The organism is Pseudomonas sp. GL_117, from assembly GCF_057835125.1.
In genome coordinates this window covers 3,401,916-3,422,461 of record NZ_CM174418.1, presented here as the reverse complement: position 1 = coordinate 3,422,461, position 20,546 = coordinate 3,401,916, and the positions used below count along the sequence as shown (strand labels likewise).

At 61.0% G+C, this 20,546-nt stretch carries 14 protein-coding genes; 5 read left to right on the top strand and 9 right to left on the bottom strand.

From position 1 onward, the window contains the following. The first annotated feature begins 110 nt into the window (after positions 1-110). Complete coding sequence (locus tag AC3ISR_RS15415; RefSeq protein ID WP_192300525.1) at positions 111-4,970, top strand: NAD-glutamate dehydrogenase; 4,860 nt, start codon at positions 111-113, stop codon at positions 4,968-4,970. A 196-nt stretch (positions 4,971-5,166) separates the two neighbouring features. On the opposite strand, the gene AC3ISR_RS15410 is transcribed toward AC3ISR_RS15415, so the two are convergent. From AC3ISR_RS15410 to AC3ISR_RS15400, 3 genes are all read right to left on the bottom strand, one after another. Then, the gene (locus tag AC3ISR_RS15410; RefSeq protein WP_192300524.1) at positions 5,167-5,853 is read right to left on the bottom strand and encodes a GntR family transcriptional regulator; all 687 of its coding nucleotides are present in this window, start codon (positions 5,851-5,853) and stop codon (positions 5,167-5,169) included. Positions 5,854-5,870: 17 nt separating this feature from the next. Beyond that, positions 5,871-6,572, bottom strand: coding sequence for a FadR/GntR family transcriptional regulator (locus AC3ISR_RS15405; RefSeq protein ID WP_192300523.1), 702 nt, complete (start codon positions 6,570-6,572; stop codon positions 5,871-5,873). Between the two features lie 169 nt (positions 6,573-6,741). After that, complete coding sequence (locus tag AC3ISR_RS15400; RefSeq protein ID WP_192300544.1) at positions 6,742-8,067, bottom strand: C4-dicarboxylate transporter DctA; 1,326 nt, start codon at positions 8,065-8,067, stop codon at positions 6,742-6,744. A gap of 217 nt (positions 8,068-8,284) precedes the next feature. On the opposite strand from AC3ISR_RS15400, the gene AC3ISR_RS15395 reads away from it, so the two are divergent. Next, a complete protein-coding gene (locus AC3ISR_RS15395) occupies positions 8,285-8,914 on the top strand; it encodes a DNA-3-methyladenine glycosylase I (RefSeq protein WP_226457674.1) in 630 nt (209 codons plus the stop codon). A 9-nt stretch (positions 8,915-8,923) separates the two neighbouring features. On the opposite strand, the gene AC3ISR_RS15390 is transcribed toward AC3ISR_RS15395, so the two are convergent. From AC3ISR_RS15390 to AC3ISR_RS15375, 4 genes are all read right to left on the bottom strand, one after another. After that, entirely contained in the window at positions 8,924-9,691 is a 768-nt protein-coding gene (locus tag AC3ISR_RS15390; RefSeq protein WP_192300521.1) for an SDR family oxidoreductase, read from the bottom strand. Positions 9,692-9,700: 9 nt separating this feature from the next. Then, positions 9,701-10,768: a phosphotransferase family protein gene (locus AC3ISR_RS15385; RefSeq protein WP_463984701.1), complete on the bottom strand. Its 1,068-nt coding sequence runs from the start codon at positions 10,766-10,768 to the stop codon at positions 9,701-9,703. Between the two features lie 129 nt (positions 10,769-10,897). Beyond that, a complete protein-coding gene (locus AC3ISR_RS15380) occupies positions 10,898-11,851 on the bottom strand; it encodes a 2-hydroxyacid dehydrogenase (protein ID WP_226457673.1) in 954 nt (317 codons plus the stop codon). A 173-nt stretch (positions 11,852-12,024) separates the two neighbouring features. Next, the gene (locus tag AC3ISR_RS15375) at positions 12,025-12,570 is read right to left on the bottom strand and encodes a cysteine hydrolase family protein (protein WP_192300518.1); all 546 of its coding nucleotides are present in this window, start codon (positions 12,568-12,570) and stop codon (positions 12,025-12,027) included. Between the two features lie 385 nt (positions 12,571-12,955). Here AC3ISR_RS15375 and AC3ISR_RS15370 point away from each other — a divergent pair, with 385 nt between their 5' ends. Then, the gene (locus tag AC3ISR_RS15370; protein ID WP_192300517.1) at positions 12,956-14,233 is read left to right on the top strand and encodes a serine/threonine transporter; all 1,278 of its coding nucleotides are present in this window, start codon (positions 12,956-12,958) and stop codon (positions 14,231-14,233) included. Between the two features lie 160 nt (positions 14,234-14,393). Beyond that, positions 14,394-16,037 (top strand): SulP family inorganic anion transporter, encoded by a 1,644-nt coding sequence (locus tag AC3ISR_RS15365; protein ID WP_192300516.1) that lies wholly within the window; start codon positions 14,394-14,396, stop codon positions 16,035-16,037. 51 nt (positions 16,038-16,088) lie between these two features. Here the strand turns inward: AC3ISR_RS15365 and acnB are convergent, their stop codons facing one another. Next, positions 16,089-18,698, bottom strand: coding sequence for a bifunctional aconitate hydratase 2/2-methylisocitrate dehydratase (acnB, locus tag AC3ISR_RS15360; RefSeq protein ID WP_192300543.1), 2,610 nt, complete (start codon positions 18,696-18,698; stop codon positions 16,089-16,091). Between the two features lie 398 nt (positions 18,699-19,096). On the opposite strand from acnB, the gene AC3ISR_RS15355 reads away from it, so the two are divergent. Beyond that, positions 19,097-19,567: a DUF1289 domain-containing protein gene (locus tag AC3ISR_RS15355; protein ID WP_192300515.1), complete on the top strand. Its 471-nt coding sequence runs from the start codon at positions 19,097-19,099 to the stop codon at positions 19,565-19,567. Positions 19,568-19,634: 67 nt separating this feature from the next. Here the strand turns inward: AC3ISR_RS15355 and AC3ISR_RS15350 are convergent, their stop codons facing one another. Next, positions 19,635-20,498 carry a universal stress protein gene (locus AC3ISR_RS15350; RefSeq protein ID WP_192300514.1) on the bottom strand — a complete coding sequence of 288 codons (864 nt, stop codon included), beginning with the start codon at positions 20,496-20,498 and terminating at the stop codon, positions 19,635-19,637. Between the last annotated feature and the right edge of the window lie 48 nt (positions 20,499-20,546).

Here is a 20,546-nt window from a genome sequence, read left to right as displayed (position 1 = left end):
TGTCACGCCGAATTCGCTATGGTTAACCTGCGAACGGCGCTGACGGTCTCCCCGCAAGGGGACAACACGCGACGCTTTCATCAATAACAAGCCCAAGCGGAGTACCACAGATGGCGTTCTTCACCGCAGCCAGCAAGGCCGACTTCCAGCATCAACTGCAAGCGGCACTGGCGCAGCACATCAGTGAACAGGCACTGCCACAAGTGGCGCTGTTCGCTGAACAATTCTTCGGCATCATTTCCCTGGATGAACTGACCCAACGTCGCCTTTCCGACCTGGCCGGCTGCACCCTCTCTGCGTGGCGCCTGCTTGAGCGCTTTGACCACACCCAACCGCAAGTGCGTGTGTACAACCCCGATTACGAACGTCATGGCTGGCAATCGACCCACACTGCGGTCGAAGTGCTGCACCATGACCTGCCGTTCCTGGTGGACTCGGTCCGTACCGAGCTGAACCGCCGCGGCTACAGCATCCACACCCTGCAAACCACCGTGCTCAGCGTGCGCCGTGGCGCCAAGGGCGAGTTGCTGGAAATCCTGCCAAAAGGCACCCAGGGCGAAGGCATCCAGCAAGAATCGCTGATGTACCTGGAAATCGACCGTTGCGCCAATACCGCCGAACTGAGCGTGCTGAGCAAAGAGCTTGAGCAGGTGCTGGGCGAAGTGCGCGTGGCCGTGGCCGATTTCGAGCCGATGAAAGCCAAGGTCCAGGACCTGCTGGCCGGTATCGACGCGAGCCAGTTCGCCATCGACGGCGAAGAAAAGGCCGAGATCAAGAACTTCCTGGAATGGCTGGTGGGCAACCACTTCACCTTCCTCGGCTATGAAGAGTTCGTGGTACGTGACGAGGCGGACGGCGGTCATATCGAATATGACGCCGATTCCTTCCTCGGTCTGACCAAGTTGCTGCGTGCCGGCCTCACCGCCGACGACCTGCGCATCGAAGACTACGCGGTGAACTACCTGCGCGAACCGACGGTACTGTCGTTCGCCAAGGCGGCCCACCCAAGCCGTGTGCACCGTCCGGCCTACCCGGACTATGTGTCGATCCGCGAGATCAGCGCCGACGGCAAGGTCATCAAGGAACACCGCTTCATGGGTCTCTACACCTCTTCGGTGTACGGCGAAAGCGTGCGCGTCATCCCGTACATCCGCCGCAAGGTCGCCGAGATCGAGCGCCGCTCGGGCTTCCAGGCCAAGGCGCACCTGGGCAAGGAGCTGGCGCAAGTCGTAGAAGTGCTGCCCCGTGACGACCTGTTCCAGACCCCGGTCGACGAGCTGTTCAGCACCGTGATGTCCATCGTGCAGATCCAGGAACGCAACAAGATCCGCGTGTTCCTGCGCAAAGACCCGTACGGTCGTTTCTGCTACTGCCTGGCCTACGTGCCACGCGACATCTATTCCACCGAAGTGCGCCAGAAGATCCAGCAAGTGCTGATGGATCGCCTGAAAGCATCGGATTGCGAGTTCTGGACCTTCTTCTCCGAATCCGTGCTGGCCCGTGTGCAACTGATTCTGCGGGTCGATCCAAAGAACCGCCTCGACATCGACCCGCTGCAACTGGAAAAAGAAGTGGTGCAGGCTTGCCGCAGCTGGCAGGACGACTACTCGAGCCTGGTGATCGAAAGCTTCGGCGAAGCCCAGGGCACCAACGTGCTGGCCGACTTCCCGAAAGGCTTCCCGGCCGGTTACCGCGAGCGTTTCGCTGCGCATTCGGCCGTGGTCGACATGCAGCATCTCAACAGCTTGACCGAAACCAATCCGCTGGTGATGAGCTTCTATCAGCCGCTGGGCCAGGTCTCCGGCCAGCGCGAGCTGCATTGCAAGCTCTATCACGCCGATACCCCGCTGGCGCTGTCCGACGTACTGCCGATCCTGGAAAACCTCGGCCTGCGTGTGCTGGGCGAGTTCCCGTATCGCCTGCGTCACGCCAATGGCCGTGAATTCTGGATCCATGATTTTGCGTTCATCGCCGCCGAAGGCGTGAACCTGGACATCCAGCAGCTCAACGACACCCTGCAGGACGCCTTCGTGCACATCGTCCACGGCGATGCCGAGAACGATGCGTTCAACCGCCTGGTACTGACCGCCGGCTTGCCTTGGCGCGATGTGGCGCTGCTGCGTGCCTACGCGCGTTACCTCAAGCAGATTCGCCTGGGCTTCGACCTGGGTTACATCGCCAGCACCCTGAACAACCACACCGACATCGCCCGCGAATTGACCCGGTTGTTCAAGACCCGCTTCTACCTGGCGCGCAAACTCACCGCCGACGACCTGGAAGACAAGCAGCAACGCCTGGAGCAAGCGATTCTCAGCGCGCTGGACGACGTTCAGGTGCTCAACGAAGACCGCATCCTGCGTCGCTACCTGGACCTGATCAAAGCCACGCTGCGTACCAACTTCTACCAGACCGACGCCAACGGCCAGAACAAGTCGTACTTCAGCTTCAAGTTCGACCCGCGCGCGATTCCCGAGCTGCCAAAGCCGGTGCCGAAGTTTGAAATCTTCGTCTACTCGCCGCGTGTCGAAGGCGTGCATCTGCGCTTCGGCAACGTTGCGCGCGGTGGCCTGCGCTGGTCCGACCGTGAAGAAGACTTCCGTACCGAAGTGCTTGGCCTGGTAAAAGCCCAGCAAGTGAAGAACTCGGTCATCGTGCCGGTGGGTGCGAAGGGCGGCTTCCTGCCGCGTCGCCTGCCACTGGGCGGCAGCCGCGACGAGATCGCGGCCGAGGGTATCGCGTGCTACCGCATCTTCATTTCCGGTCTGTTGGACATCACCGACAACCTCAAGGATGGCGCCCTGGTGCCACCGGCCAACGTCGTGCGTCATGACGACGATGACCCGTACCTGGTGGTTGCCGCGGACAAGGGCACCGCGACCTTCTCCGACATCGCCAACGGCATTGCCATCGACTACGGCTTCTGGCTGGGCGATGCGTTCGCCTCCGGTGGTTCCGCCGGTTACGACCACAAGAAAATGGGCATCACCGCCAAGGGCGCGTGGGTCGGTGTGCAGCGTCACTTCCGTGAGCGCGGCATCAACGTGCAGGAAGACAGCATCACCGTGGTGGGTATCGGCGACATGGCCGGTGACGTATTCGGTAACGGCCTGTTGATGTCCGACAAGCTGCAACTGGTCGCAGCGTTCAACCACCTGCACATTTTCATCGATCCAAATCCGAACCCGGCCACCAGCTTTGTCGAGCGCCAGCGCATGTTCGAGCTGCCGCGTTCGGCGTGGACCGACTACGACACCAGCATCATGTCCGAAGGCGGCGGTATCTTCTCGCGCAGCGCCAAGAGCATTGCCATCTCGCCACAGATGAAAGAACGTTTCGACATCTCGGCCGACAAGCTGACCCCGACCGAACTGCTGAACGCCTTGCTCAAGGCGCCGGTGGACCTGTTGTGGAACGGTGGTATCGGCACCTACGTCAAGGCCAGCAGCGAAAGCCATGCCGATGTGGGCGACAAGGCCAACGACGCATTGCGCGTCAACGGCAACGAGCTGCGCTGCAAGGTGGTGGGCGAGGGCGGCAACCTCGGCATGACCCAGCTGGGTCGTGTGGAATTCGGCCTCAATGGCGGCGGTTCCAACACCGATTTCATCGACAACGCCGGTGGTGTGGACTGCTCCGACCACGAAGTGAACATCAAGATCCTGCTCAACGAAGTGGTGCAGGCCGGTGACATGACCGACAAGCAACGCAACCAGTTGCTGGCGAGCATGACCGACGAAGTCGGCAACCTGGTGTTGGGCAACAACTACAAGCAGACCCAGGCCCTGTCCCTGGCCGCGCGTCGTGCCTACGAGCGTGCTGCCGAGTACAAGCGCCTGATGAGCGACCTGGAAGGCCGTGGCAAGCTGGACCGCGCCATCGAGTACCTGCCGACCGAGGAGCAGCTCGTCGAGCGCGCGGCCAACGGCAAGGGCTTGACCCGCCCAGAGCTGTCGGTACTGATCTCGTACAGCAAGATCGACCTCAAGGAAGCGTTGCTCAAATCCCAGGTGCCGGATGACGAGTACCTGACCCGTGACATGGAGACCGCGTTCCCGCCGAGCCTGGTGGCCAAGTTCGGCGAGGCGATGCGTCGTCACCGCCTCAAGCGCGAGATCGTCAGCACCCAGATCGCCAACGACCTGGTCAACCACATGGGCATCACCTTCGTTCAACGACTCAAAGAGTCGACCGGCATGAGCCCGGCGAACGTGGCCGGCGCTTATGTGATCGTGCGCGACATCTTCCACCTCCCGCACTGGTTCCGCCAGATTGAAGCCCTGGATCATCAGGTTTCCGCTGACGTGCAACTGGAGCTGATGGACGAGCTGATGCGTCTGGGGCGCCGCGCCACGCGCTGGTTCCTGCGCAGCCGTCGCAACGAACAGGACGCTGGTCGTGACACCGCGCACTTCGGTCCGCATCTGGCGGCGTTGGGCCTCAAGCTCGACGAACTGCTGGAAGGCCCGACCCGCGAAGGCTGGCAGACCCGCTACCAGGCTTACACCGAAGCTGGCGTGCCTGAGTTGTTGGCGCGCATGGTTGCAGGCACTACCCACCTGTACACCTTGCTGCCGATCATCGAAGCCGCCGACGTGACCGGGCATGACGCCGCCGAAGTGGCCAAGGCCTACTTCGCCGTTGGCAGCGCCCTGGACTTGCCGTGGTACCTGCAGCAGATCAGCGACCTGCCGGTGGCCAACAACTGGCAGGCACAGGCCCGCGAAGCGTTCCGCGACGATGTGGACTGGCAGCAACGGGCGATCACCATTTCGGTACTGCAAATGGCCGACGCGCCACAAGACATGGAAGCCCGCGTGGCCCTGTGGCTTGAGCAGCACAAGGACATGGCTGAGCGTTGGGTGGCGATGATGGTGGAGATTCGTGCTGCCGTTGGCACGGACTACGCCATGTATGCAGTGGCCAACCGCGAGTTGCTGGACCTGGCGTTGAGTGGTCAGTCGGTGTTGTAACCGGCTTGATCAAGCGCTGAAAACAAAAGCCCCCGTATCGCAAGATACGGGGGCTTTTTTACTTGAATTGGAATGCGATCACTGTGGGAGCTGGCTTGCCTGCGATAGCGGTGTATCAGTTGCAGATGTGTTGGCTGACCCTCCGCTATCGCAGGCAAGCCAGCTCCCACATTTTGATCTCCATTTGTCAGGGGGATCAGTGGTGTTTGAGTAATTTGGATTCCAGGTGATCCAGGTGCTGGGTCATCAGGCTCACGGCGGCGGTGGCGTCGCGTTGCTCCAGCGCATCCACAATCGCCACATGTTCTTGCCATGCACAGTAGGTGCAGGCTTTCGCTTCATATTGGGCAATGACCAGCGACGTCAGCGGCACCAGGCTGTTGAGAAACTGCGCCAGCGGGGCATTACGCGCCATCGCCGCCAGTTGCAGATGAAATTCCCCGGACAAACGAATCGCCGGGCCACGTTGATCGCGCTCGATGCATTCGCGCTCGCGGGCGATCAGTTCGCGTAACTGGCGCACTTGTGTGGGTGTCGCATGCACGCAGGCCAGTTGCACCACGGTGATTTCCGTCAGGCGCCGGGCTTCGAGGATCTGCCGGGTTTGCTGCGCATCCGGTGCGGCCACCTGGGCACGCTGGTTGGGGCGCAGGATGATCACTTGTTGATGGGACAGTTTCGCCAGGACCCGACGAATCACGCTGCGGCTCACGCCAAAGGTCTCGCCCAGGCTCTCTTCGGTGAAACGGCTGGCCGGCGCGATGCGCTGTTCGAGGATGGCGTCGAACAGGCGCGGGTAGATGTCGTCCACCGAGGGTTTTTTACCGGCGATCAAGCGCAGGGCAGGGAAGATAGGGTCGCGTTGCAACGCATAAGCGGTCATGGCCGGTCTCCAAAAAATCAGCTGCCCAGATGGTCATCCGGGATGTTCAAGCGAATGCCCATGCGCAGGCCTTCCTGAAGGATGTGCCGACGCATTTCGGCACTGGCCAGGGCGCTGTTCTTGTTGCGGATGGCGCGTACCACGGCTTCGTTTTCGCGCAGGCGTTCGGCCAGGTGTTCCGGCGAGTTGCGCAGTACCTGCGCGCTTAGCTTGAGGGCGTTGCGGGTCTGCTGCACCACGTTCTGGAAGATCGGGTTGGAGGTCAGGGCGAACAGCTCTTCGTGAAAGCCGATATAGGCATTCATGCCGGCCTCGGCATCTTCGGCGTCGAGGGCTTCGCGCATGTCCATCAGGGTCAGGCGCAGTTGGCCGACTTCCTTGCTGCTGATGGACTGGGCGACCAGGCCCACGACGAAGGGCTCCAGGGTGTAGCGCAGTTGCAGGATGTCTTCGAGGCTGGCGTCGGCCACCGCGTCGTTGGTCTGGGGTTCGCTGACATCGGTTTCGAGTACGACCACGCCCTTTCCGGGCATCGAGCGCACCAGGCCAAGGGTTTCCAGCACGATCACCGCTTCGCGCAGGCTCGGGCGGCTGATGCCCATCTGTTCCGCCAGTTCGCGTTGGCCGGGCAGCATTTCGCCCCGGCGCCACTGACCCCGCGCCAGGGCGGCGCGGAGTTTTTCTACCACTGAATTGACGACGGTTGAGGTGCTGATCACGTCTACCTCTCCTTTATGTTGCAAATACGGTAATGAATCCAGTGAAGATCTAGTGTGGGAGCTGGCTTGCCTGCGATGGCGGTGTGTCAGTCAAATCATTCTTTACTGATATACCGCCATCGCAGGCAAGCCAGCTCCCACATTGGTCTGTGTTGTTCTCAGGAGTGCTTCAGAACTCCTGATGCGCCGGCAGTACCGGCTTCTTGGCCTGGAAGGTATAGCCGTGCTGGCCTTCAAGCACCTTGTTGGCACGCTGCAGGTCGATGTCTTTTTCCCAGCGGGCGATGGCTACGGTAGCGACGCAGTTGCCGATCAGGTTGGTCAATGCGCGACCGATGCCCATGAACCAATCCACCGCCAGCACCAGCACCAAGCCCACCACCGGAATCGCCGGGATCGCCGTGAGTGTCGCCGCCAGGATCACCAGGGCCGAGCCCGGGATGCCGTGGGCGCCCTTGGAGGTGATCAGCGACACCAGCAGGATGGTCAGCAAGTCGGTCATCGACAGCGGCGTGCCGGTGGCGTTGGCGATAAACACGATGGCCAGGGTCAGGTAGATCGAGAAACCGTCGAGGTTGAACGAATACCCCGTCGGAATCACCAGGCCTACGGTCGAGCTGCCGATGCCCAGGTGCTCGAGTTTGCGCATGATCTGTGGCAGCACCGCGTCGGACGAAGCGGTACCCATCACGATCAGCAGTTCTTCGCGCAGGTACTTGAGCAGCGGCAACATACGCAGGCCGGACAGGCGCATTACCAGGCCGAGGATCAGCCCGACAAAAGCGAAGCAGGTCAGGTAGAACAGGCCGACCAGGCTGCCCAGGTGTTGCAGCGAATCGAGGCCGTAGGTGCTGGTGGTGAAGGCGATCGCGCCAAATACACCGATTGGCGCCAGGCGCACGATCATGCCCATGATGCGGAAGATCACATGGCTCAGTTCGTTGATCAGGCGCGAAATGCCGGAAGCCGCCTCACCCACCAGGTTCAGCGCGCTGCCGAACAGCACCGAGAACAGCAGCACTTGCAGAACGTTGTTGTCGGCGAAGGCGCCGATTACCGAGTTGGGGATCAGGTCCATCAGGAACTGGCTGGTGCCTTTGATGTGCTGGCCTTTGTCGGCCAGTTCATTGAGGCCAGCGGAGGACAACTGCTCAAGGTGGATATTGGCGCCGGTGCCGATCCCGGTGCTGAAGGCCATGACCAGGCCGATCACCAGGGCGACGGTGGTCAGGATTTCAAAGTAGATCACCGACTTGAGGCCGATGCGCCCGACTTTCTTCAAGTCGCCTGCACCGGAAATGCCGCTGACCACCACGCAGAACACGATCAGGCCAATCAGCATTTTGATCAGCTTGATAAAGCCGTCACCCAGGGGTTTGAGTTGTGTGGAGAATTCGGGAAGGGCCAAGCCGCATATGACGCCAAGCATCAGGCCAATCACGACTTGCAGGAAAATCGAACGCGAGCACCATCTGAGCATGGGAGGGATCTCTATTCGGTGCCCTGGTGGTTCCAGGGCTTAATTGTTGTGGTCTTACCGGTAAGTCCAGTGCCGGGCCAGTCTACGCTGGGGTTTTTTGAAATCACAAGTAAAAATTCGCCGGTTGCCCGGTCCCGGTCTGACCAGTTGGTCGGTGACGGTGATGCTTGAGCGGTTGGCGGGTGATAAAAATTTTCGCTTATGATCCGGTGCTTGGCACTTGAGGTAATGGATGGACAGACCAGGACTGACGACCGACGCCTGTGGGCAGACCTATTGCGCCTGGCGCACGTCCGCGCCGGAATACCCGCGTTACCACGATCACGAGTGGGGCGTGCCGGTGGCCGACGATACCCAGTTGTACGAGAAGATCTGCCTGGAAGGCTTTCAGGCGGGCATGGCGTGGATCACCATCCTGCGCAAGCGCGAGCAGTTCAGGGTGGCGTTCGAGGGCTTTGATTTTCGCAAGGTCGCCACGTATGGCGAGGCCGATATAGCGCGCTTGATGAACGATGCCGGGATTGTGCGTAATCGGGCGAAGATCGTGTCGACCATTAACAATGCACGGCGTGCCTGTGAGCTGGTGGATGAAACGGGTTCACTGGCAGCCTGGCTGTGGGCGTTCGAGCCCACTGCACAAGAGCGCCCGGCGGTGGTCGATCTGGCTTATTGGGCGGCCAACCCCACGTCCCCGGCCTCGGTGCGGTTGTCGAAGGCCTTGAAGAAGCGTGGCTGGACCTACGTCGGCCCGACCACGATGTATGCGCTGATGCAGGCGATGGGCATGGTCAACGATCACTTGGAAGGCTGCCACTGCCGGGCACAGATCGAAGACCTGCGCCGGCAGTTCAAGCGGCCCTGAAGCCTGGGTTCAGGAGAGGAAGCCGCCGTCCACGTTCAGCGATACGCCGGTGGTGTAGCTGGACGCATCGCTCGCCAGGTACAGCACCGCGCCGGCCATTTCGCTCGGGTCGGCCACGCGTTTGAGCGGGATCTGCGCCAGTGCGGTTTTCAGGATCGCATCGTTTTTCACCAGCGCCGAGGCGAACTTGGTGTCGGTCAGCCCCGGCAGCAGGGCGTTGCAACGAATGCCAAACGCTGCGCATTCCTTGGCGAACACCTTGGTCATGTTGATCACGGCGGCCTTGGTCACCGAGTAGATGCCCTGGAACACGCCAGGGGAGATGCCGTTGATCGAGGCCACGTTGATGATGCTGCCGCCACCGTTCTCACGCATCAGCTTGCCGGCTTCCACCGACATGAAGAAGTAGCCGCGGATATTCACGTCGACGGTCTTCTGGAAGGCGCCGAGGTCGGTGTCCAGCACGTTGCAGAATTGCGGGTTGGTTGCGGCGTTGTTGACCAGGATGTCCAGTCGGCCGAACTGTTCGCGAATACCGGCGAACACCTGGGTAATCTGCTCCATTTCGCCGATATGGCAGGCAATCGCCGTGGCTTTGCCGCCGGCGGCGATGATCGCGTCCGCCACATGCTGGCAGCCGTCCAGCTTGCGACTGGAGACGATCACATGGGCGCCTTGCTGGGCCAGTAACTTGGCGATGGCCTCACCGATGCCACGGCTGGCGCCGGAAACGAAGGCGATCTTGCCGTCGAGGTCGAACAGGTTGGTCTTGGACATGGAGGTTCCTTAGAGGGCTGATTTACCGATCACGTTCAGGCTCATCTGCTCCAGCAGCTTGTTCATCTGGATGAACTGCGCGAAGCGTTTGTCCTGGGTCTGGCCATGGAAGAAGCGGTAGTAGATCTGCTGCACGATGCCGGCCAGGCGGAACAGGCCGTAGGTGTAGTAGAAGTCGAAATTGTCGATCTGGATGCCGGCACGTTCGGCGTAGTAGTCCACGAACTGGCGGCGGGTGAGCATGCCGGGGGCGTTGCTCGGCTGGCGGCGCATCAGTTGCACCGGGGCCGGGTCGGCGGCTTCGATCCAGTAGGCGAGGGTGTTGCCAAGGTCCATCAACGGGTCGCCGAGGGTGGTCAGTTCCCAGTCGAGCACACCGATGATCTGCATCGGGTTGTGTGCGTCGAGGATCACGTTGTCGAAGCGGTAGTCGTTGTGCACGATGCTGGACGTCGGGTGGTCGGCCGGCATCTTGTCGTCGAGCCACGCGCGCACTGCTTCCCAGCGCGGGGCGTCGGGGGTCAGGGCTTTTTCGTAGCGATCGCTCCAGCCGCGGATCTGCCGTGCCACGTAGCCTTCGGGCTTGCCCAGGTCGGCCAGGCCGCATGCGGTGTAGTCGACTTGATGCAGTTCGACGAACTTGTCGATAAAGCTTTTGCACAAGGCTTCGGTCTTGGCCGCGTCCAGGCCCAGTTCGACCGGCAGGTCGGAGCGCAGGATGATGCCGTTGACCCGCTCCATCACATAGAACTCGGCGCCGATCACCGATTCATCGGTGCAGTGCACGTAGGCTTTGGGGCAGTACGGAAAGCCGTCCTTGAGGCTGTTGAGAATGCGGTATTCCCGGCCCATGTCGTGGGCGGACTTGGCCTTGTGGCCAAAGGGCGGGCGGCGCAGGACAAATTCCTGGCCGGGGTACTCCAGCAGGTAAGTCAGGTTGGACGCACCGCCAGGAAACTGGCTGATGGTGGGCGTGCCGCTCAGGCCGGGGATATGGGCCTTGAGGTAGGGATCGATCAGGCTGGCGTCAAGTTCTTCGCCTGCCCGGATCTGGGTCGATTGGTCGTTCAGCGCCATGCTTATCCCTTCTGCTTATTCTAAAGGCCTCGGACTATTTCCTAATCTAATGCGCACAACCGCCCAGCGACAAGGTCGGGGCGGTTTAATAGGTTAGCGTGTTGGAGGGTGATCAGCGTGCCTGATGGGTCACTTTGCAGGCGGGGGCAGCGCGACCGGCGTGAGCACCGGGCGACCGGCGAAAAACTCCACCAGGTTATCGGCCACGCGCTGCACCGTATCATGGGCGGCCTCCGGTGACAGGCCGGCGACATGGGAGGTGAGCACGGTGTTGCTCAAGCGCTTGAGGGCGTCGGGCACTTGGGGCTCGTCGTCGAACACGTCCAGGGCGGCACCGCCAATGCGCCGCTGCTCCAGGGCAGCCACCAGGTCGGCGGTGACCACCACGCTGCCGCGTCCGATGTTGACCAGGTAACCATTGGGGCCGAGGGCGTCGAGGGCGTGGCGATCGATCAAGTGGCGGGTGCCGTCGCCGCCGGGCGTGGCCAGGATCAGGAAGTCCGAGGTGCGCGCCAGTTCCACCGCGGACGAACAGTAGGTGTAGTCCACATCATCGCGCGGCTGGCGGTTGTGGTAGCTGATTTCCATACCGAAGCCGAGGGCCGCGCGCTTGGCGATCTCCAGGCCCACCGCACCCAGCCCGAGAATGCCCAACTGCTTGCCGCCCAGGGACGGCCGCATCACTTTGGGCCATTCATTGCGCCGCACGGCGGCGTCGGTCTGCGGAATGCCGCGCACCAGCGACAACAACAAGGCCATGGCGTGGTCGGCCACCGATGGCGCGTTGACCCCGGCGCCGTTGGTGACCACGATCCCGCGATTGCTGGCCGCTTGCAGGTCGACATGTTCATAGCCTGCGCCGATCACGCATATGATTTCCAGCAAGGGCAGGGCGTCGATTTCCGCGGCGTACAAGCCCAGCGGACCACGAGTCAGCACGGCCTTGATCTGGGCGCCGTGGGTCTTGATGGCCTGGGCGCGTTCGGCGGGTGTGGGAGCCAGGATCACATGAAAGTCATTGCTTTCGATGATGGGCAGGTAGGCGTTGATGGTTTCAACCAGGACCAGAACTGTTGCGGTCATCGGAAGGCTCTTCCTGAAGGGTTTGAGAGGATGAGTATGCGGGATTTGTAGGGCGGTTCGTTTTACTGAGTAAGAAAATTTTCTTCTTGCGTAAGGCTGTTCTAACAGTTGGATATTGCGCAGAACACCCTCAACGGTGAACTGCGCAATAGGCCCCTGAGGGCCTCCGCGGTTTAGTGGGTCGCGTGGTTGCTTGAGCACCAGAGGTCCCTTGCGCTGATACGCTTCACAAACGCCCCGGCCAATGTCCCATTGTGATGCTCGATGATCGCTTCGGCCTTCAGCGCCGGAGTGTCCATGCAGGTGTGGCCATCCTCGGGCAATACCACCGAAAACCCCAGTTCAACCGCTACACGGCAAGTCGTGTCGATGCAAAACTGGGTTTTCATGCCCACAATCACCAGTTCGTCGACCTGGGCTGCGCGCAGTTGTCGGGCCAGGTCCGTGCCCAGAAAACAGCTTGGGCGGGTTTTGTTGAATAGATGGTCACGGTGTTCGTCCACTTCCAGGCCGTGCCATACCTGCCAAAGCGGGCTGCCCGCCGCAATCGGCGAACCTTCCGGGCCGGTGTGGCGCGCCACGAAGATCGGCTTGTTGGCGGCGCGGGCGCGCTTGATCAACTGGTTGATGGTGTCGAGCAGGCGTTCACGCTCGAAAGGTCTTTGCGGGCCATCGTATAGGCCGGCTTGCATATCGATGATCAACAGGGCGTCAGCCATGGTGTTGCTCCTTGTGATTGCCTGGTGGGCGGGGCAACAAAAAGGCCCCGTCCATTGCTGGCGGGGCCTTGGGTTGAATCTGTGGGGTATTTAGCTCGACCACCCACAGCCACCGCGCGACCCGCCGAAAGCGGTCGTGGTGGTGGTGCGGGTGAGGTGCAACGGCATAACGTTCATCGCCGGATCATGCTGGCGTGGGCGCTGGATTGTCAACAAATGTGTCTGGGTTGGGTGCGGCGTGTCGATATACCACGCCACCGTTCCTCAGCTAAGTCTTTGCTTATTCACAAGAATCCCGGACAATCGCGGCCCTTCTATGGTCGGGGCGCTGCCTGTCAGGTTTTTCTGACTCGTCCCGGCTGTGTAAATGCGGAGATCCGACCGGATGAATGATCAGGCCAATAGCGTTGACGAACGCTATGCATCGACACCTGCAACCCTCACAAGCTGGAGCCGCCAGGACACCACCTGGATGCTTGGCCTGTTCGGCACGGCGATTGGCGCCGGCACTTTGTTTCTGCCTATCAACGCTGGCCTGGGCGGCTTCTGGCCGTTGCTGATCCTGGCGCTGCTGGCGTTTCCGATGACGTTCTTTGCCCACCGTGGCCTGACCCGCTTCGTACTCTCCGGTCGTGATGGCTCCGACATCACCGATGTGGTGGAAGAACACTTCGGCATCAAGGCCGGTGCAGTGATCACGTTGCTGTACTTCTTTGCGATCTTCCCGATCCTGCTGATCTACAGCGTGGCGTTGACCAACACGGTCAGCAGCTTCATGGAGCACCAGCTGCACATCATGCCGCCGCCTCGGGCAATCCTGGCGTTTGTGCTGATCCTCGGCCTGCTGGCCGTGGTGCGTTGCGGCGAGCAGGTGATCGTCAAGGCCATGAGCCTGATGGTGTATCCGTTCATCGTCGCCTTGCTGTTCCTGGCGGTATACCTGGTCCCGCACTGGAACGGCGGCATCCTCAGCACCGCCAGCGTGGTGCCGGAACCATCGGCCTTGCTCAGTACCCTATGGCTGGCGATTCCGGTGATGGTTTTCTCGTTCAACCACTCGCCGATCATCTCGGCCTTTGCGGTTGATCAGAAGCGTCAGTACGGCGCCCATGCCGATGAGCGCAGCTCGCAGATCCTGTCCCGCGCGCACCTGCTGATGGTAGCGATGGTGCTGTTCTTTGTGTTCAGCTGCGTGCTGACCCTGTCGCCGGCGCAGTTGGCCGAGGCGAAAGCGCAGAACCTGTCGATCCTGTCGTACCTGGCCAACCACTTCGACAACCCCACCATCGCGTTCGCCGCGCCATTGATTGCATTCGTGGCGATTGCCAAATCGTTCCTGGGCCACTACATCGGCGCCAGTGAAGGCCTCAAGGGCCTGGTGGTCAAGACGGGGCGCCGTCCGGCACCGAAGACCCTGGACCGCATGACCGCCGCCTTCATGCTGGTGGTGTGCTGGATCGTCGCCACGCTCAACCCGAGCATCCTGCGCATGATCGAGACATTGGGTGGGCCGGTGATTGCTTCGATCCTGTTCCTGATGCCGATGTACGCGATCCGCAAAGTACCGGCCATGGCCAAGTACCGCGGGCAGGCGTCCAACGTGTTTGTCACGGCTGTTGGCCTGGTAGCGATTACGGCGCTGATCTACTCGCTGTTGTCCTGATAGCCGGCTGCACCTGAAGAGGCCGATTCGCGCACACCGCGAATCGGCCTTTTTTGTGGCTGCGCAAAACCTGCACCCGGATCAACCCAGCGCCGGGTAATGAAGGCTAAGCTTGTCGGCTTATTGGTTTCTGATTTGGAGACCCCCAAGGTTGGCTCGATTGAATACTCAAACCCCTCCCGCTGTTGCTGCGTCTTCCAGGCGCATCCAGGACATCCTCGCCGGGCTCTCCATCGCCGGTTTATTGCTGCCGGAGGCAGTGGCCTATTCGAGCATTGCCGCGCTCCCGCCCCAGGCGGGTGTGATTGCCTTGTTTGCCGGGCTGTTGTGCTACGGCCTGTTGGGCACCAGCCGCTTTGCGATTGTGTCGGCTACGTCGTCTTCGGCGGCGGTACTGGCCGCAGCGACCGCCAGCCTTGCCGGTGATGACCCGGCGTTGCGGCTTTCCCTGGCGTTTGGGCTGGTGTTGGTCACGGGTGGATTTTTCTTGCTGGCCGGGTTGCTCAAGCTGGGTGGCGTCACTTCGTTTATTGCCAAGCCGGTGTTGCGCGGTTTCGCGTTCGGCCTGGCGCTGACCATTATCCTCAAGCAACTGGCAGCTGTGGTGGGCGTACACCTGAGCGACAACAACCTGATCCGCTTCCTGCCGCAATTAATCGAGCAGTGGCCAAGCTGGAACTGGCCGGCGGCGCTGGTCGCGGCCGTGGCCTTGTGCGTGTTGTGGCTGTGCGCGCGGATTCCGCGCCTGCCGGGCGGGTTGCTGGTGGTCGTGCTGGGAATTGCCGGCGGGCAACTCCTGGACCTACAGGCCCACGGTGTGGGGTTGATTGGCATGATCGACCTGCGCCTGGAACTGGGGCGCTTGCCGGTGCTGCCGTTCGCCGATTGGTTGCGCCTGGGGGAGTTGGCGTTTGCGTTGGTCATGATCCTTTATGCGGAGTCCTACGGCTCTATCAGCTCGTTCGCCCTTAAACATGGCGACCGCGTGTCATCCAATCGTGATTTGTTGGCGCTGGGGGCGGCCAACCTGGTGTCCGGGTTGTTTCATGGGATGCCCGTCGGCGCCGGGTATTCGGCAACCTCGGCGAATGAAGCCGCCGGTGCGGGTTCACGGCTGGCCGGCATCGTCGCGGCGCTGGTGGTGTTGGTGATTGTGTTGACGGTGCTGCCCTACGTCGCCCTGACACCGGAGCCGGTGCTCGCAGCGATTGTCATCTATGCACTGGGGCATGGCTTGAGCGTGCAACCGCTGGGGCGCTATTTCATCTGGCGGCGTGATCGCCTGCTGGTGATCTGCGCGGTCGCGGCGGTGCTGGTGCTCGGCGTGCTGGATGGCTTGTTGCTGGCGGTGGCGATCAGTGTCGTGTTGATGCTGCGCCAGATGTCCTCCGCTGACATCCAGGTGCTTGGTCGCCTGGGCGATAGCCACGACTTTGTTGACCGTCAGCATCATGCCGACGCACGGGAGGTGCCGAGTGTGCTGATCGTGCGTCCCAGCGAGGCGCTGTTTTTCGCGAATACCGAACGCATCCTGGGCGCGGCCTTGCGCCTGATGCGCCAATCGCCAGTGGAAGCCGTGGTGTTGAGCCTGGAGGAATCGCCGAACCTGGATGGCACCAGCATTGAAGCGCTGGCCGCGTTTTTTGCGCAGGTGCGCGGGGAGGGTAAGCGCCTGGTGCTCGCGCGGGTACGGCACGACGCCCTTGAGGTGTTGCAGGCACTGCCTGAGGCAATGGCGCCGCAGGTGCTGCTCAGCGATTTGAGTGTGGATGGCGCGGTGCAACTGGCCAAATCCCGGGCATAAAAAAAACGCCGCGTATCTTGCGATACGCGGCGCCTTCTACGTCAACACACCTTAGGCTTGAATCACCGGGATGTTGGCGCTTGCTGCGATTTTGCGGAACTCGGCGATCTGGTCGAAGTTCAGGTAGCGGTAAACGTCACTGGCCATGGTGTCCAGTTTCGCTGCGTAACCCATGTACTCTTCGACGGTCGGCAGGCGACCCAGGGTGGAGGCAACTGCCGCCAGCTCAGCCGACGCCAGGTAGACGTTCGCGCCATCACCCAGACGGTTCGGGAAGTTACGGGTCGAAGTCGACACAACAGTCGAGTTCGGCTCTACACGTGCCTGGTTACCCATGCACAGCGAGCAGCCCGGCATTTCCATGCGCGCGCCAGCTTTGCCGTAGATGCCGTAGTAGCCTTCTTCGGTCAGTTGGTGTGCGTCCATCTTGGTCGGCGGCGACAGCCACAGACGGGTTGGCAGCTGGCCCTTGACCTGTTCCAGCAGTTTACCGGCAGCGCGGAAGTGACCGATGTTGGTCATGCACGAACCGATGAACACTTCGTCGATCTTCTCACCGGCAACGCTCGACAGCAGACGGGCATCGTCCGGGTCGTTCGGTGCGCAGAGGATCGGCTCGTTGATTTCCGACAGGTCGATCTCGATGATTTCGGCGTATTCCGCGTCGGCATCGGCTTCCATCAGCTCAGGGTTCTTGACCCAGGCTTCCATCGCTTGGGCGCGACGTTCCAGGGTACGTGCATCGCCGTAGCCTTCGCCGATCATCCAGCGCAGCAGGGTGATGTTGGAGTTCAGGTACTCGGTGACGGACTCTTTCGACAGCTTGATGGTGCAACCGGCAGCCGAACGTTCAGCCGAGGCGTCGGACAGCTCGAAAGCCTGTTCCAGCGTCAGGTCGTTCAGGCCTTCGATCTCCAGGATGCGGCCGGAGAAGGCGTTTTTCTTGCCTTTCTTCTCTACAGTCAGCAGACCCGATTGGATCGCGTAGTAAGGAATGGCATGAACCAGGTCACGCAGTGTGATGCCAGGTTTCATTTTGCCTTTGAAGCGCACCAGGATCGATTCCGGCATATCCAGTGGCATTACGCCAGTGGCTGCGGCAAACGCGACCAAGCCAGAACCGGCCGGGAACGAGATGCCCATCGGGAAACGGGTGTGGGAGTCACCACCAGTACCGACGGTGTCCGGCAGCAGCATGCGGTTCAGCCAGCTGTGGATGATGCCGTCGCCTGGACGCAGCGATACGCCGCCACGGGTCATGATGAAGTCAGGCAGGGTGTGGTGGGTGGTCACGTCGATCGGCTTTGGATAGGCCGCGGTGTGGCAGAAGGACTGCATTACCAGATCGGTCGAGAAGCCCAGGCACGCCAGGTCTTTCAGTTCGTCACGGGTCATCGGACCGGTGGTGTCCTGGGAACCCACGGTGGTCATCTTCGGTTCGCAGTAGGTGCCAGGGCGAACGCCTTTGCCTGCTGGCAGGCCGCACGCCTTGCCGACCATTTTCTGGGCCAGGGTGAAACCCTTGCCGGTGTCGACAGGTGCTTCAGGCAGCTTGAACAGGTCGGTTGGGCCCAGGCCCAGCTCGGCACGTGCCTTGTCGGTCAGGCCACGGCCGATGATCAGCGGGATACGGCCGCCGGCGCGGACTTCGTCCAACAGCACCGGGGTCTTCATTTCGAAGGTGGTGATGACTTCGTCGGTGCCGTGTTTGCAGACTTTGCCAGCATGTGGGTACAGGTCGATCACGTCGCCCATGTTCATGTTGGAAACGTCGAACTCGATAGGCAGTGCGCCAGCATCTTCCATGGTGTTGTAGAAGATTGGAGCGATCTTGCTGCCGAAGCAGAAGCCGCCGGCGCGCTTGTTCGGCACGTAAGGTACGTCGTCGCCGAAGAACCACAGTACGGAGTTGGTCGCCGACTTGCGGGACGAGCCGGTGCCGACCACGTCACCGACGTAGGCGATCGGGAAGCCTTGGCCGCGCATCTCTTCGATCTGCTTCATCGGGCCGGTTTTGCCTTGCTCGTCCGGCACGATGCCTTCACGGGCCATTTTCAGCATGGCCAGGGCGTGCAGCGGGATGTCCGGGCGGGACCAGGCATCTGGAGCAGGGGACAGGTCGTCGGTGTTGGTTTCGCCAGTGACCTTGAATACGCGCAGGCTGATCTTGTCGGCCAGGGTAGGGCGGTTGCGGAACCATTCGCCGTCAGCCCAGGACTGGATCACGCTCTTGGCGTGCTCGTTGCCGTTCTTGGCTTTTTCGGCGACGTCGTGGAACGCATCGAACATCAGCAGGGTGTGCTTGAGTTGGGCGGCTGCGACAGCTGCCAGCTCGGCATCGTCCAGCAGCTCGACCAGGGTCACGATGTTGTAGCCGCCTTGCATGGTGCCAAGCAGTTCAACAGCGCGCTTCTTGTCGATCAGGGGGGAAGTGACTTCGCCCTTGGCCAGGGCAGACAGGAAACCGGCCTTGACGTAGGCAGCTTCGTCAACACCTGGTGGAATGCGGTTGGTGATCAGGTCAACGAGGAATTCTTCTTCGCCAGCCGGAGGATTTTTCAGCAGCTCAACCAGGCCTGCAGTTTGTTCGGCGTTAAGCGGCTGGGGAACAATACCCAGGGCTGCACGCTCTTCGATATGTTTGCGGTAGGCTTCAAGCACAGTTATTACCCTCATCAGTGGTCCCACGGGACGCTCATCCAGAAATGAACGGCACGCATGCGCTCGGGGGCTTTTTGGGCCGCAAAGCCAGCGCTGCCGGCATTCCTCACAGAAGCTGCTTTCAAAGTTTTACGCCTGCAGAACGGAGCTGATGAGGGTTGGCGCTGGTGACTGACCTACCGGGTCAAACACCATCGCCAACACCGTTCTGAAGGAACGACTGTGCTCGTGACGCTTTGAAAACAGCTTCCAGCGGATTGTTGGCGCCTTACAAGGCCGGATGATTCTACGGCAAAAAAAAACTAAAGGTAAGTTGCCTCGCCAAGTTTGCAGGGTGATAGAGGTTAGACAAAGGGCTAACATGGCGCATTGTTTCGCTGATTTGTGTGTCGTTGCCCATGTCCAACCAAGCCATCAAAACCCCCTGCGTAGGCCTGTGCTCCACGGTCTACGGCGATCTCGTGTGCCGTGGCTGCAAGCGCTTCCACCACGAAGTGATCCAGTGGAATGGCTATAACGAAGAAGAAAAGCGTGCGGTTTGGCTGCGCCTGGAGCAACTGCTGGTGCAGGTGATGGGCGGCAAGGTCGAGGTTTTCGACCCCAAGACCCTGCGCGTTCAACTGGAACAGCGCAAGATTCGCTTCGTACCGCACCAGTCGGAGTATTGCTGGGCGTACCAGTTGATTGCCCGGGGCGCACGGGTAATCTCCAATCTGGAGGCCTATGGCATGGTGCTGTTGCCGGAATTTCGCGACTGGGCCTTGCCGGATTTGCGCGATGCGATCGACCGGGAGTTTTTTATCCTGTCCGAAGCGCATTACCACCGCTATATCGCACCGGGGTTTCTGCGGGATGTGTTTGCTGACTGACAACACCCGACCCAATGTAAATGGGCTTGTGTGGGAGCGGGCTCCCACAGTTTGATCCTCGTCGCCCTCAGGACTTAGCCGCCAGCTCTTCCAGGTGATCCATAAGGCTCGCAGGCTTGAGCACCAGCACATCACTTTCCAGCTTGTCGAGCACGACCTCCGCCGTATTGCCGATTAACGCGCCGGAAATGCCGGTACGCGCCACCGTGCCGATGATGGTGACGACCGCATGGTACTTGTGCGCCGCAAAGGGAATCAGCACGTCGGCAGGGCCTTCCTCGATGTGCAGCCTTGGGTTGTCGATATCAAACTCGGCTTGGAATGCCCGGCACTGTTCGCGGTAGCGCGCCTCAATCGTTTCTTTGAGCTGGAACGTCGGGTCCGCCGCCGATAGCATCGGCGAAGGGTGGGCGCTGATCACATGCAGTTGGGCCTTGGCCAGGCTGGCGATGTCGAAGCCATGACCGACTATCTCGGCGTGCAGTTCACGGTGTTCGGCGTCGGTATTACCCACATCGATTGCCGCCAGGATCACACCTTCAGCCCACGGCGTAGACGTCTTGACCAACAACACCGCCGTCGGGCAATAACGCAACAGTTTCCAATCCGCCGGGGTCAGCAGAGCCTTTTTCAATGGGCTGTCGGGAAAGTGCTGCTTGATCACCAGTCCACAGCCTTCGGCCTGCTGCACATCAATAATGGTTGCATGCAGGCTCTCGTTCCACGCCTGCTCGGTGGTCACGCTGTAGCCATCCTCCTGCAAGCCCGCCTTGAGCAGGCTCAGCAGCGCCGAATGCTCATGTTTCCTGTCGCACACCAGCAAATGCAAGTGCGCACCGGTGACCCCGGCGATCAACTTGGCGCGTTTGAGGGCCAGGCTTTCCGAATGTTCGGGCTCGATGAGCACCAGGATGCTGCGGATGGCTTGCATGGTCGGTAACTCCGGGAAGTGGTGGGCATGAGACAACTATAGTTGCTG

Coding starts and splice junctions, on each gene's coding strand:
- AC3ISR_RS15415 (WP_192300525.1), top strand. CDS start 111: ATGGCGTTCTTCACCGCAGCCAGCAAGGCCGACTTCCAGCATCAACTG.
- AC3ISR_RS15410 (WP_192300524.1), bottom strand. CDS start 5,853: ATGACCGCTTATGCGTTGCAACGCGACCCTATCTTCCCTGCCCTGCGC.
- AC3ISR_RS15395 (WP_226457674.1), top strand. CDS start 8,285: ATGGACAGACCAGGACTGACGACCGACGCCTGTGGGCAGACCTATTGC.
- AC3ISR_RS15390 (WP_192300521.1), bottom strand. CDS start 9,691: ATGTCCAAGACCAACCTGTTCGACCTCGACGGCAAGATCGCCTTCGTT.
- AC3ISR_RS15385 (WP_463984701.1), bottom strand. CDS start 10,768: ATGGCGCTGAACGACCAATCGACCCAGATCCGGGCAGGCGAAGAACTT.
- AC3ISR_RS15380 (WP_226457673.1), bottom strand. CDS start 11,851: ATGACCGCAACAGTTCTGGTCCTGGTTGAAACCATCAACGCCTACCTG.
- AC3ISR_RS15375 (WP_192300518.1), bottom strand. CDS start 12,570: ATGGCTGACGCCCTGTTGATCATCGATATGCAAGCCGGCCTATACGAT.
- AC3ISR_RS15370 (WP_192300517.1), top strand. CDS start 12,956: ATGAATGATCAGGCCAATAGCGTTGACGAACGCTATGCATCGACACCT.
- AC3ISR_RS15355 (WP_192300515.1), top strand. CDS start 19,097: ATGTCCAACCAAGCCATCAAAACCCCCTGCGTAGGCCTGTGCTCCACG.
- AC3ISR_RS15350 (WP_192300514.1), bottom strand. CDS start 20,498: ATGCAAGCCATCCGCAGCATCCTGGTGCTCATCGAGCCCGAACATTCG.